This is a genomic window from Ruminococcus sp. MCC718 (assembly GCF_018783905.1).
GTDB classification, from domain to species: domain Bacteria; phylum Bacillota; class Clostridia; order Lachnospirales; family Lachnospiraceae; genus Hominisplanchenecus; species Hominisplanchenecus faecis.
In genome coordinates this window covers 1-14380 of the sequence record NZ_WQNP01000033.1, presented here as the reverse complement: position 1 = coordinate 14380, position 14380 = coordinate 1, and the positions used below count along the sequence as shown (strand labels likewise).

The window sequence follows — 14380 nt, the reverse complement described above, 5'->3', positions numbered from 1 at the left end:
TTATTTCGCCTCCTTTGCTTCTTTTCTCTTTGCAAGCAGACGCTTCGGTGAATAACGTTCTCTCATTTCCAGTGCTTTCGGGCTCCAGTTCAGAAGCATCATCACGATCAGGACGATTGCATAGATCAGCATACGGTAGTCATTCAGTCCGCGCAGAAGCTCCGGAAGCAGTGTCAGTACAACGGCTGCGATCATAGAACCTCTTGTGCTTCCGATACCGCCAAGTACAACAAATACCAGGATCATGATCGACTGGTTATAACCAAAGTTTTTCGGCAGTGCAGTCAGGGTAGCCAGGTTATGTGCATACAGAACACCGGCAACTCCGGCAAGGGCTGCTGAAATAATAAATGCCATCAGTTTGTATTTTGTAATATTGATACCGACAGACTCAGCTGCGATACGGTTGTCACGGATAGACATGATCGCACGTCCGTCTCTGGAATTGATCAGATGCAGTACGATAACCAGTGTGATCAGTACCAGGATCACGCCGATGGTAAACGTAGAATCATTTGGCGTTCCGGTGATTCCCTGCGGTCCGTTAATGATAACATCTCCTCCGTCCATGTTCAGCGACATGGCATCCTTCATAGAAAAATGGAAACCATTTGCATCTTTTCCGATAAAGAATACGTTGATCAGGTTCTTGATGATCTCACCAAATGCCAGGGTAACGATCGCCAGGTAGTCACCTTTCAGTCGCAGTACCGGGATTCCAATAATCAGTCCGAACAGAGCCGCAACAGCAGCTCCAATCAGCAGTGCCAGAAAGAAACGAAGTCCATCCGGCATCATTCCTGCGGTGCATTTTGAGAAGAATGCACTGGAGAATGCACCCACACACATAAATCCTGCATGTCCAAGACTCAGCTCACCTAAAATACCTACCACAAGATTCAAAGATACAGCCAGAATCACATAAACACAGAGTGGAACTAAAAGTCCCTTCATCAGACTGGAGATCTGACCTCCTGCCAGCATTGCTTCTACGATGATATAAGCGAGGATGACGATTCCGTATGTGATCAGATTGTTTTTTGTCGTTTTGTTTAATTTTAATTTTTTCATCGCTGCCACCTACACTTTCTCCTGAATCTGCTTTCCAAGCAATCCGCTTGGTTTTACCAGAAGTACAACGATCAGAACTCCGAATACGATCGCATCTGCCATCTGAGAGGAAATATATGCTTTGCCGAGAATTTCAATAATACCAAGCAAAATACCTCCGATCAATGCTCCCGGAATCGATCCGATACCACCAAATACAGCGGCTACGAATGCTTTGATACCAGGCATGGCTCCGGTGTACGGTGTCAGGGAAGGATAAGCAGAACACAGCAGAACCGCTGCGATTGCTGCCAGTGCGGAACCGATCGCAAAGGTAAGGGCAATTGTTCCATTTACATTGATGCCCATCAGCTGTGCAGCACCCCGGTCTTCCGAAACTGCCAGCATTGCCTGACCTGCTTTTGTTTTGTTGATGAACAGTGTCAGACCGATCATGATGATCATGCATGCAAGAACGGTAACGATCGTCTCACCGGAGATCGTCAGTTTTCCGTCTGCCAGCACAACTGCCGGAACTGTTACGACAGATGTAAAAGATTTTGTATCTGCACCGAACATCAGAAGTGCGAGGTTCTGAAGCAGATAGCTGACACCGATTGCTGTGATCAGAACAGCCAGCGGTGAAGATGCATTTCGAAGCGGACGGTAAGCAACACGCTCAATAACCAGTCCGAGAATCGTACAGATGACAACCGATAATATAACTGCCAGAATTGGATTCACGCCTAAAGAATTCATGGAGATAAAAGCTGCATAACCGCCTACCATGATGATATCACCATGTGCAAAATTCAGCATCTTTGCGATACCGTATACCATTGTATAGCCAAGTGCTATGATTGCATAGACACTTCCAAGGCTGATACCGTTGATCAGATAAGAAATAAAACTCATACGCACACCCCTTGTCGTATTTTTAATATAACCATCGTTTTCTTAAAAATAAGAATACCACACAGATATCAAAAACAGACTTTACAAGTCTACCTTTGATATCTGTGTATGGCTGTTTTCTGTGTTTGCCTACTTATTCAATAGGATTCGCTTATAACAGGAAAAAGGGCTGCCCATGGCAGCCCTCCTCTGGGCTTCCTTACCGAACTGTAAGTGCCTCTTCATTTTTTATTATGATGATGTTGGGGGCAAAAATCCCCTCCTGAGATGCCTGTGGATGTTCCGTGCTTCGCACTCCCACAATCGACACCGGCATCATTACATTGCTGTGTAAGCACCATCTTTGATCACGACAGCTTTTGGTGCCTTGTCCGGCTCACCGTCTGCTGTCCAGGTCATACCTTCACCGGTCAGACCATCGTAGCTGATCTCTGTCATGGCAGTTTTCATTGCATCACAGATGTCGCTTACGCTCATATCAGCTGTCACACCTGCTTTTTCTGCTGCTGCTTTCATGATATAGATTGCATCGTAAGTATCCGCTGCGAACTGGTTCGGTGTATCGCCGTAAGCTTCTTTGTAAGCAGAAACAAATGCCTGTGTCTTTTCATCATCTGCATCAGCTGCAAACGGTGTCAGAAGCATAACGCCATCAGCCAGTTTTGTATCGAAGTTCTTAACTGCCAGCAGACCATCCAGACCGTCACATCCGAAGAATGTCGGAGCATAACCCATGGAGTTTGCCTGTGTCAGGATCAGAGAAGCTTCTGTATAGTAGATCGGCAGGAATACCATGTCAGCACCTGCATCCTTTGCTTTCTGCAGCTGTACTGAGAAGTCTGTCTTGCTGTCTTCGGTAAATGCTTCAGCAGAAACAACTTCGAAGTCCTGATTTTTTGCCTCTTCTGCAAATTTCTGATAAATACCGGAAGAATATACATCAGAGCTGTTGTAGATAACGGCTACTTTTGATGCCAGCTTATTCTCACCGATGTATTTTGCAGATGCAGTACCCTGACCCGGGTCAGAAAAGCATACACGGAACGCATTGTCATATTTAATAGATTCAACAGCGGAACCTGACGGTGTCAGCTGGAACATATTGTCTTCATGTGTTTTTTCAACAACTGCTGTACAAGGTGTGGATGTAACAGTACCCATCAGCATCTGCATACCCCAGTCTTTCAGGGAGTTGTAAGCGTTTACAGATTTTTCTGCATCATGCTCATCATCTTCAAATTTAAATTCAACCTGCATGCCATTGATACCGCCTGCTTCGTTGATCTCTTTTACTGCCAGCTCTGCTGCATTTTTAACAGCCAGTCCATATACGGCTGCTCCTCCGGTGATCGGTCCGATTCCGCCAATCTTCAGTGTATCACCTGCTGTTGCTGAATCAGCAGTTGTGTCTGTGCTTGCTGTGTTGTCAGATTTACTTCCACATCCTGCCAAAGAAGCAGCTACCATAGAGACTGCTGCAACGGTAGCAAAAAATCTTGTGAATTTTTTCATAATATTTTTCCTCCTTCTAAAACTTCACTTTACAGATTTTTTATCTTTATTATATTTTAATAAAAAATCTTGTGTTCTATAATACCGCCGGGTTTTGTGCTTGTCAATTATTTTTTATGTTTTTACCTCGTTTGTACGAGATTCCGTAAATTTTTCGGTCGGTTTCTTTGACTTTTCCTGAATATTTCCAAAAATATTCTAAAAAAGTAATGGATGAAACAGAGAGAATTATTTTTAGAATTTCCCGCGATTCATAATAGTTTTTTTTCAGGAAATGTAGTAAAATAGAAAGGAATGCCAAAAAGAAGCTGAAAGGAGCTTAACTTGTGAAAAATTTAATTGTAGGACAGTCCGGCGGACCGACCGCCGTTATCAACAGCAGTCTTTACGGTGTGATCCGTGAAGGTTTTAACCGCAGCGAAGAGATTGAACATGTCTACGGCATGATCAACGGCATCCAGGGATTTTTAGACGGACGCTTTATGGATATGAAAGAACTGGATAACGATACACTGGAAGCTCTGCGTACAACTCCAGGGGCTTACCTTGGTTCCTGCCGTTTCAAACTTCCGGATGATTTAAATGATGCGATCTATCCTCTGCTGTTTCAGAAATTTGAAGAGATGAACATCGGTTACTTCTTTTATATAGGAGGAAACGATTCTATGGATACGGTCAGCAAGCTTTCCCGCTATGCTGCTGCCCACAACATTGATGTACGTATCATGGGTATTCCGAAAACGATCGACAACGACCTGATCCTCACCGACCACACACCGGGATTCGGCAGTGCCGCAAAATATGTGGCTGCTTCCGTCTGTGAAATCGGACTGGACGCTTCTGTTTATAATACAAAATCTGTTACCATCATTGAGATCATGGGCCGCCATGCCGGCTGGCTGACCGCAGCATCCGTACTTGCCCGCAAATTCGAGCAGGACAACCCGGTGCTGATTTATCTGCCGGAGGCGGATTTTGACCAGGAATCTTTCCTTGCTTCTCTGGAAGAATGTTTTAAGACAAAAAACAACCTGATCGTCTGTGTATCCGAAGGCATTCATGACAAGGATGGCACCTTTATCTGTGAATATGCAGCCTCTGCAGGTGTCGATGCATTTGGACACAAAATGCTGACCGGCTGCGGCAAATATCTGGAAAATCTGGTGCGTGACCGCCTCGGTGTAAAAGTTCGCTCGGTCGAGCTGAATGTCAATCAGAGATGTTCTGCCTTCCTGCAGTCTGAAACGGATGCACTGGAAGCTGCACAGGCCGGAGCTTTCGGCGTGACTTCTGCCATCAGCGGTGAAACCGGCAAGATGGTCAGCTTTGTCCGTAAATCTGACAAACCATACGTGATGGAATGTGGCCTTGAGGATGTCAACCTGATCTGCAATCAGGAAAAGACGGTTCCTGTTGAATGGATCACAAAAGACGGAACTGATATTGCTCAGGCATTTATTGATTATGCACTTCCGCTGATCCAGGGATCTCCGAAACTTCCCATGAAAGACGGACTGGCTGTGTACGCATACCGCAAGCCTGAGAAATAACTCTCACCTCCCCAAAACAGTCCGTCCAAGTCTATCTCACATGAGACTTGGCACACGTTTACAAACACTTCCGGCAATGACAGAGACGTAAGTCATCTCACATCTGATACAAAAACAGCCGTAACCTTTCGAAAACAATTTTTGTTTCGAAAGGTTACGGCCTTTTCGTTTTAAAGCAAATATTTACAGCCTTTTTCGCTGCTTATTGATCTGCGTTCCGTATTTTTTAATATGCTTTGCCCCAGTATACCATTTTTTTCGCCGGTTTTCCGCAGCATACGCATACGTCGGAAATGGTTTCCTGTTCAAACGGCATACAGCGTGATGTGATTCCTGCATCTTCTTTTAATTTATCTTCACATTCACGTTCACCGCACCACATTGCCTTGATAAATCCTGGTTTGTTGTCTGCGATGTCTTTTAACTCTTCCATGTTATGAGCAACATAAGTATGTGCATCTCTGTGTTTGCGTGCTCTCTCCAGCATATCTTTCTGCATGCTATCCAGGATCTTCGGCAATTCTGCTGCCAGTTCGTCGATTGCTACGGTGATCTTTTCACGTGTGTCACGGCGTACGACAACAGCCTGACCTGCTTCGATATCTTTTGGTCCCATCTCCACACGAACCGGAATACCACGCATCTCCTGCTCGGAGAATTTCCATCCCGGACTTCTGTCAGTATCATCTGTTTTCACTCTTAATCCAGCCGCTTTCAGTGTTGCTTCCACTTCTGCTGCTTTCTCCAGGATGCCTGCCTTTTTCTGCTGGATCGGGATGATATCTACCTGTACCGGAGCGATTCTCGGCGGCAGCACCAGACCGCTGTTATCTCCATGTACCATGATGATCGCACCGATCATACGTGTGGTCATACCCCAGGATGTCTGGTGAACATATTTCAGTTTGTTGTCACGGTCTGTAAACTGGATATCATAAGCTTTTGCAAATCCATCACCGAAATTGTGGCTTGTTCCGGACTGCAGTGCTTTTCCGTCGTGCATCAGGGATTCAATCGTGTAAGTTGCTTCTGCTCCGGCAAATTTTTCTTTGTCGGTCTTTCTTCCTTTTACAACCGGGATCGCCAGAACTTCTTCACAGAAATCTGCATAAACATTCAGCATCTGGATCGTACGTGCTTCTGCTTCTTCTGCTGTTGCGTGTGCGGTATGTCCTTCCTGCCATAAGAACTCTCTGGAACGCAAAAACGGTCTTGTTGTCTTCTCCCAACGCATAACAGAACACCACTGATTGTATACTTTCGGCAGATCACGGTAAGAATGAATATCTCTGGAGTAGAAATCGCAGAACAGTGTCTCAGAAGTTGGACGTACACACATACGCTCCTGAAGCGGCTCCAGTCCTCCGTGTGTTACCCATGCTACTTCCGGTGCAAAACCTTCTACATGATCTTTTTCTTTCTGAAGCAGACTTTCCGGGATCAGCATCGGCATGTATACATTCTGTACACCGGTCTCTTTGAATCTGCGATCCAGCTCATGCTGGATATTCTCCCAGATTGCATAGCCTGCCGGTTTAATCGCCATACATCCTTTTACGCTGGTATAATCGATCAGCTCTGCTTTTTTTACCACATCGGTATACCACTGTGCAAAATCTTCATCCATAGATGTGATTGCTTCAACTAATTTCTTTTCTTTTGCCATCGTTTTCTCCTTTTCTTGCTGAAAATATTAAAGCCAGAAGATGCCATACAAATCGTTTCATACATGGTACTCTCACAATTCTCCTCTTTGGCACCTAATAAAAAAGCCCCGGTCTCTGCGTGAACGCAGGAACCAAGGACTTGTCATCTCTTCGGCGGTACCACCCTGATTAGCACTGTTAAAAACAGTACTCACTCATTTTCCGTTATCGCCGGAACTACGCTGTATTTTCATACAGGACTCCAAGGCAGGTTCCATCTCTTCCGCACAGGAATCTCACACCAGTGATCCCCTCTCTGTAGATTGTCCGAAATGTACTATCCCTTTTCTTCGTCTTGCCCCTATGACGAGCTGTCAGCTCTGTTTCATTCATCAGTTTATGGCAAAATCCTGCGTTTGTCAATAAGAAACGGCAATTTTTCATTTCTTGCTTTTTGTCTGGGTGTATATTAAAATACTGATGATTCAAGGGACAAATGGACACAAAACGGATGCTTGCATACGTATTTGTGTCTATGAGGACCGCCAAAACATGAGGAAGCAGCTATTTACGCAGTAAATATGCGAATTCCGAATGTTTTCGTGATTTTGAGAGTACAAAATACGGAAAAATCACGTATGGCTCATGGATATAGACAAACCACAGGGGAGGATACCTATGAATAAAAAAGAGATTTCTGAGTTAAAGAAGCAATTCACACCGGACAACTGTACGATTTCCCGAATCTGCGGCTGTTATGTCGATTCGGAAAAGGAAAAACGTCTGGAGATGCGTGAATCATTTCTTTCGCTTTCTGATGAAGAAATGTTTAAATATTTTGAAATTTTCAAGAAGACACTTTCCGGAACGATCGGCAAAAATCTGCTGAATCTGGAATTTCCACTGAAAGCAGAGGCGGAAGACGGCGAGCAGGAATTTCTGCTGCGTTTAAAAAACAGCCGTCTGACGGATGATGCTCTTGTTGATGAATGTTATGACAAGATCATCGAACATTATTACAATGCGGAAAATTATTTTATCATTCTCGTACATGCTGCCTACGATGTTCCTGGAAAGGCCAAAGATAATACAGAGATGTTCGATTCTTCCGATGAGGTTTACGAATACATCCTGTGCTGCATCTGCCCGGTCAGGCTCTCCAAAGCCGGACTGTGCTACAACGAAGCGGAAAACCGCATCCGTGACCGTATCCGTGACTGGATCGTGGAACTTCCGGAACGCGGTTTCCTGTTCCCGGCATTTAATGATCGCAGCACTGACCTGCATGCGATGCTCTACTATTCAAAAAAGCCGGAAGAACTTCAGGCAGAATTTGTGGAAAATATGTTTGGCTGTGAAGCTTCCCTTACTGCCGGGGAACAGAAGGAATCATTCCAAGCTGTTATTTCCGACACTCTCGGTGAAGAATGTAATTATGAAACAGTCAAAAATATCCATGACAATCTGACTATGCTGATGGAGGAACACAAAGATGATCCGGAACCGGTCATGCTGGATAAAAGGGAAGTAAAGCAGCTTCTGGAGCGAAGCGGTGTGGAAGATGAAAAGCTTTCTGATTTTGATGCTGCCTACGACAATGCAGTCGGTGAAGATACTTCCCTTATGGCTTCCAACCTTGTAAACACCAGACGTTTTGAGATCAAAACCCCTCTGATCACGATTCAGGTCAGCCCGGAGTATGCTGATCTTGTGGAGACACGTATTGTAGATGGCAAAAAATGTCTTGTTATCACGGTGGATGATAATGTAACCGTCAACGGAATTCCGGCCAAAACAATGGATCTTGATGAATAAATGCTCCGGATCAGGTATCGTTTCTGTTTGATTACGATTCTGAACTAAAAATGGCTTCTGCTTTATTTTTATAATTTTTTAACAATTTTTACTGTTTTTTCAAAACAAATTACGTTTATTTTAGATATTGCATTTTTCATTTTTCTTTCTTATAATTTATCCAACAAGAGACGAAGGTGTCAGAGCTGAATGGATTTTCAGTTTTGATGCCTTTTTTGTTTTTCGGGATGTGCACACCGGGAAAATAAGCAAAGGAGGTTATTTTTATGAATTTTTCATCTGTTGATGTCATCTGGACATTACTTGGAGCCGCACTTGTTTATTTTATGCAGGCTGGTTTTGCAATGTGTGAGGCCGGACTTACGCGTGCCAAAAATACCGGCAATATTCTTATGAAGAATATGATGGATTTCTGTATCGGAACTCCCGCATTCTGGCTGGTCGGATTCGGCCTGATGTTCGGCGGAAGCGGTGCTTTTATCGGAAAACTCGATCCGCTGATCCGCGGAAGTTATCAGTTTGGATCTCTGCCGACCTGGTGTTTCGTCATTTTTCAGACAGTTTTCTGTGCAACATCTGCCACGATCGTTTCCGGTTCCATGGCAGAGCGGACAAATTTCAAAGCTTACTGTTTATATAGTGCCATGATTTCTCTGATCGTCTATCCGATCTCCGGTCACTGGATCTGGGGCGGCGGCTGGCTTTCTCAGTTTGGCTTCCATGATTTTGCCGGAAGTACTGCCGTACATATGGTCGGCGGTGTCACCGCATGCATCGGTGCAAAAATCCTTGGTCCTCGTATCGGAAAATATGACAGGGACGGAAAACCAAAAGCAATCCCCGGTCATAATCTCACCGTTGCCGCACTCGGTGTTTTCATTCTCTGGTTCTGCTGGTTCGGATTTAACGGAGCAAGCACAACTGCAATGTCAACTGACGCCGATCTTACAAAAGCCAGTCTGGTATACATGAACACAAACCTTGCCGCTGCTATCGCAACCTGTACTGCCATGATCTTTACCTGGGTTCGTTACGGTAAGCCGGATGTTTCCATGACATTAAACGGTGCCCTTGCCGGTCTGGTTGCGATTACAGCCGGATGTGATCAGGTTTCCCCTGTAGGTGCATTCTTTATTGGTTTATTTGCAGGTATTCTGCTGTGTGTATCCGTTGATTTCTTTGACCGCATCGCAAAGATTGATGATCCGGTCGGTGCCATTTCCGTACACGGTGCCTGCGGTGCCATGGGAACACTCTGTGTTGGCCTGTTCGCAACAGACGGCGGTCTGTTTTACGGCGGAGGTATCCATTATTTCCTGATCCAGCTGCTCGGTGTTGCCTCTGTTATGCTCTGGGTTATCATTACCATGACCATTATTTTCAAAGTCATCGACAAACTTGTTGGTCTGCGTGTTCCGGCTGATATCGAAATCGAGGGCTTGGATTATCACGAGCATGGTCTGGCAAGTGCTTATGCCGGATTCAACATTTCTGATATTACTGCTACGATGGATGTGAATGAAAATACAGATCTTGGTGAATCTGATTATGCGAAAGCAAGCGATTCACAGAAAAATGCCGCCGTCAAAGTAGCCGGTGAAGAACTGGTTGCTGCCAATCCAACCGGCATGTACAAAGTTTCCATCCTTGTAAAACTTTCCCGGTATGACAAACTCCGCAAAGCTCTCAATGAACTTGGTGTCACCGGTATGACCGTTACACAGGTTATGGGCTGCGGTATCCAGAAAGGTTCCGGCGAAAAATACCGTGGTGCCGAAGTTGACGCTACACTCCTCCCAAAAGTTAAAGTAGAAGTCATCGGCGGCAATATCCCGGTGGAAAAAGTCATCGAAACTGCCAAAAAATGTCTCTATACCGGTCACATCGGCGATGGCAAGATCTTTGTATATGACGTACGGCATGTTGTAAAAGTCCGTACCGGCGAAGAAGATCTGGCTGCACTGAAAGATGTAGAATAAAAGATGTAAGATATTGATTTGAGAAAAGTCGGAAAGTTCATTTATCTGTTCTTTCCGGCTTTTTGTCTTTTTGAGAAGCTTTTTCATCTTGCTATTTTTCGTTTGACAGTTTTTATTTTTTATAGTATTCTCCAGATTGTCAGATTGATTTCGATCACCTGGCGTATATTGTACAATTAAATTTTCGATGCATGAAATATTCATTTTCGGATATTTATGCATGAAAACCTGGCAGGGGATCCTCCAATGACGTATCTATGAAAGATGCATTATTGAGTGATCTCTTTTTTTGTTCAAAAATCAGTGCACAGATTTTTATACATTCATTTTCTTAATGTAAGTGTCAAAAGTTTAAATTGTGATTGCACAAATGAATACTGCAGACTTATTGACACGCCGAACACTTCAAACTGAAAAAGGAGATTATTATCAGACATGAACACGAAAAATTTATCAACTAAATTCCTGGCTGCTTCTCTGGCCGCATTGATATCTGTTCCGCAGATTCCGGTTTCCGTATCTGCTGCCGATCTGAAATCTGTTTCCATCGCCGGAAACACCTATTCTTATTCTGCGGAAGCTTTGGATGGATATACGCAGATCGGAAACAGTGGGGTATATTATGCTTTAACAGACGGAACAAAACTTTCCGGAAATTTATACGGAACCTCCAATCTGACCTACAAAGAATTCTACTCCGGTGATGTAAGCAGTACAGACAACTTCGATGTTGTCACAACTGCCACAACCTTAAAAGCCAAAGTTCTGTCAAATGCCTGGACAGATTATAATGAAGAAACTACTCCGGATGCTGACGGCTACCATATCCTGGGAGTCTCCAACGTAAATGTTGCAGTAGATTCTGATCTGTATGTAGAAGCTTCTATTCTGAAAAATTCGGGCAAAGAACTGACCGGTGCATATGAAGAAGCTTCTGATATTACACTGAATGAAAATCCTGCAGAGGCACCTGCACAGTACAAAACCCTGAAAAGTGACGGAAGTTATGTTTCCAACGTTAAAATCATCGATACCGTAACAGATGCCACTGCTTCTCTGGCAACCGCATCTATCTGGGGCGAGTACGAAATCGAAGTAAAAGAAAACAGCACCAAATATTTAAGAAATTCAAGAGAAGACACCTTCCCTGTCGGTTCCACGATTCAGGGAATCATTCTGGAAACGACAGACGGCTATAAAGTAGGTCTGGAACATCTCTCCAATATCTGGGTTCAGCCTTACAAATTAGCTTTTAATGTAAACAACGAAGCTGCAACGATGGGAATTGCAAAATCAGATAATACTGCAGAATTTAAAAAACTGGTAAACAAGACCATCCAGAAAATCTCTTATCTGACACCGGATGGAAATTATGTTTACGCTTTTACTGACGGTGCCTTTGTAAAACCTGCATACGCTGAGGAAATCAGCGGTACCTTCAGCAGTGATATGAAAACCTTTACTTTAAATCAGGTTCCAACCGTGAAAAACGGAACCTTAAACGTCCTTTACACGGTAGGATCCGGACGTAAGAAAACTTCTTACACTTTATATTCCGATGCTGTTCAGAAAACCGTTTCTCTTGATTTTGGCAGTATTCCTGCTGATGCAGAAGCCGGAACATACAGCGTATCCATTGCTTCTGATGATTATGCAGATATTTCTGTTGCAATCCCGATCACCGATCAACAGAAAGAACAGCTGTCCTCTCTGCTCAAACAGGCAGAAGCTGCTTTAGCCAAAGCTGCTGCAAATGATCAGGTATTAGCTGCACACAAGGATGAAGCTGTCGAACTGTTAAAATCTGCATCCGCTACCAGTGCGGATGCCGCTGATCTGATCAACGAACTTACGGAACTGTTAAAACCGTACCAGAATACCGAAACACCGGATACAGGCGATAAAACACCGGAAACTCAGCCTTCCGAAAGCAATCAGACCCCAGAGACACAGCCTTCCAATACCACTCCTTCAACGGACAAAACCTCATCACCGGCAAAACAGACGGTAAAATTAAAAGCATTCGGCAAAGGAAAGCTGAAAGTATCCTGGAAAAAAGATAAAAACGCTTCCGGTTATGAAATCACATATTCTACAAAAAAATCATTCAAAAACAAGAAAACCGTTGTTGTAAAGAGCAAAAAAACAACCAGCAAAGTGATCAAAAAGCTGAAATCCAAAAAGACATATTATGTCAAAGTCCGCTCTTACAAAAAAAGCGGAAAAACAAAAGTTTACGGCTCCTACAGCAAAGTGAAATCCTTGCGTTCAAAATAAAAGCAGTTTGAGACGAAGCAAATTCTGACAATAAAAAAGGATATAGCGAACATTGAATTGTACTTTCAATATTCCTGTATCCTTTTCCTGGTTCCTTATTATTGGTGAACAGCGTCCCATGGCATCTACGCTTTCCTGCGTAAATTCATGGAATACGCCTTGCCCATCATACTTTCCGCTTTGATATACATGGAATCCGTCAATATCCATACGCAACTCTTTATAAGTAAGCAGAGATTGATTGTGATTTTCCGCAGTCCTGCGGCGAAGAATCGCTGCAATCTTGCATAACAGGATTTTTGGCGAAAAGGGCTTTGGAATATAGTCATCAATCTGCTGTTCAAACCTCCGTAACTGGTTTTCTTCATCCGAAAGTGCAGTAAGCATAATGACAGGGACTTGTGACCTTTTGCGAATGACCTCACATACACCATAGCCGTCGATTTTAGGGAGCATAATGTCTAACAGCACAAGGTCAATGGTATCATCAAACATTGCAATCCCCGCCACGCCGTCGGAAGCGATGGCAACTTCATATCCTGCATCCATCAGATGGTTTTTCAATATATCCTGAATATCAATATCATCTTCGACAATTGAAATTTTCTGCATCATTCCACCTCCGGTTTATAGAATAACATAGTTTTTTGAATTTCTGATGAAGTGCATTATGATTCTTATAGATTGCCATAATGCCTCATCCTATAAATACTTTTTAACAGCACTCTTTGTTTGTATCGTTGCAATAATCTTCTTTTCTGGGTATAATAAGGAAAAACATTCTACACCTCAAAGGAGAGATTTCAATGATAGAACAGCTCATTGCCGAAGCAACTGAATGTGATTTCAAAGTTGCTCTCGAAACGAAAAAGCCAAAAAGCTGGTTAAAAAGCGTCAGTGCCTTTTCCAACGTAATCGGCGAAACTCTGTTTTTTGGGATTTCTGATGACCGGAAAACAATCGGCTTGTCCGACATTCAAAAAGATGCCGAAGCGATCAGCCGCTTCATCAAGGAACGTATCACACCATTACCGCAGTTTATATTAAAACCTTTACAGGAAGATGGTAAAAATCTATTGGCTCTGGAGATTTCTCCCGGACGCAGCACCCCATATTATTACAAGGCAGATGGAGTGATGGAGGCATATATCCGTGTTGGAAACGAAAGTGTAATTGCCCCGGATTACATTGTAAATGAACTAATCCTCAAAGGAACCAATCAGTCCTTTGATACCATAACAACCGACGCTGTAAAAAAGAATTACAGCTTTACACTTCTGGAAGCAACCTATCTGGAACGGACTGGTCTCCGCTTTGAGCCGTCCGATTATATTTCCTTTGGTCTGACTGATAAAAATGGTTTCCTTACTAACGCTGGAAGGCTCATGACCGATCAACATACGGTTTATAACTCCCGTATATTCTGTACCAGATGGAATGGTTTAGAAAAAGGTTCTATCTTCGATGATGCTCTGGACGATAAAGAATACGAGGGAAATCTGATTTACCTGTTGAAAAGCGGCAGTGAATTTATTCGCAATAATTCCAAAGTCCGTTTGAACAAAATCGCTGCGCGATGGCCTGCCAAGGCTGTGGCGCAGTTTTATTTTTATTAAAAAAGCAGTGGAATTACTTT

The 14380-nt window shown here is 43.6% G+C and carries 9 protein-coding genes and 1 pseudogene; 5 read left to right on the top strand and 5 right to left on the bottom strand.

From position 1 onward, the window contains the following. From GPK60_RS04655 to GPK60_RS04645, 3 genes are all read right to left on the bottom strand, one after another. Window positions 1–1071 (bottom strand): branched-chain amino acid ABC transporter permease, encoded by a 1071-nt coding sequence (locus GPK60_RS04655; RefSeq protein ID WP_022119617.1) that lies wholly within the window; start codon window positions 1069–1071, stop codon window positions 1–3. Window positions 1072–1080: 9 nt separating this feature from the next. Beyond that, the gene (locus GPK60_RS04650) at window positions 1081–1965 is read right to left on the bottom strand and encodes a branched-chain amino acid ABC transporter permease (RefSeq protein ID WP_022119618.1); all 885 of its coding nucleotides are present in this window, start codon (window positions 1963–1965) and stop codon (window positions 1081–1083) included. 318 nt (window positions 1966–2283) lie between these two features. Continuing rightward, complete coding sequence (locus GPK60_RS04645; RefSeq protein ID WP_215658964.1) at window positions 2284–3477, bottom strand: ABC transporter substrate-binding protein; 1194 nt, start codon at window positions 3475–3477, stop codon at window positions 2284–2286. Between the two features lie 326 nt (window positions 3478–3803). On the opposite strand from GPK60_RS04645, the gene GPK60_RS04640 reads away from it, so the two are divergent. Beyond that, window positions 3804–5027: a 6-phosphofructokinase gene (locus GPK60_RS04640; RefSeq protein WP_022119620.1), complete on the top strand. Its 1224-nt coding sequence runs from the start codon at window positions 3804–3806 to the stop codon at window positions 5025–5027. Between the two features lie 226 nt (window positions 5028–5253). Here GPK60_RS04640 and proS read toward each other — a convergent pair whose 3' ends face one another. Beyond that, the gene (proS, locus tag GPK60_RS04635) at window positions 5254–6693 is read right to left on the bottom strand and encodes a proline--tRNA ligase (protein WP_022119621.1); all 1440 of its coding nucleotides are present in this window, start codon (window positions 6691–6693) and stop codon (window positions 5254–5256) included. A 658-nt stretch (window positions 6694–7351) separates the two neighbouring features. Between proS and GPK60_RS04630 the strand changes: the two genes are divergently transcribed. The 3 genes from GPK60_RS04630 (at window position 7352) to GPK60_RS04620 (ending at window position 12744) form a co-directional block, all read left to right on the top strand. Then, window positions 7352–8488, top strand: coding sequence for a DUF4317 domain-containing protein (locus GPK60_RS04630; RefSeq protein ID WP_215658963.1), 1137 nt, complete (start codon window positions 7352–7354; stop codon window positions 8486–8488). Between the two features lie 266 nt (window positions 8489–8754). Then, window positions 8755–10467 carry an ammonium transporter gene (locus GPK60_RS04625; protein ID WP_215658962.1) on the top strand — a complete coding sequence of 571 codons (1713 nt, stop codon included), beginning with the start codon at window positions 8755–8757 and terminating at the stop codon, window positions 10465–10467. A 435-nt stretch (window positions 10468–10902) separates the two neighbouring features. Beyond that, window positions 10903–12744 (top strand): fibronectin type III domain-containing protein, encoded by a 1842-nt coding sequence (locus GPK60_RS04620; RefSeq protein WP_215658961.1) that lies wholly within the window; start codon window positions 10903–10905, stop codon window positions 12742–12744. Here the strand turns inward: GPK60_RS04620 and GPK60_RS04615 are convergent. Then, entirely contained in the window at window positions 12736–13356 is a 621-nt protein-coding gene (locus GPK60_RS04615) for a response regulator transcription factor (RefSeq protein ID WP_173865683.1), read from the bottom strand. The two genes, GPK60_RS04620 and GPK60_RS04615, sit on opposite strands and share 9 nt — an antisense overlap. A gap of 194 nt (window positions 13357–13550) precedes the next feature. On the opposite strand from GPK60_RS04615, the pseudogene GPK60_RS04610 reads away from it, so the two are divergent. Then, window positions 13551–14300, top strand: a pseudogene (locus tag GPK60_RS04610) (RNA-binding domain-containing protein); the annotation flags it as partial. Between the last annotated feature and the right edge of the window lie 80 nt (window positions 14301–14380).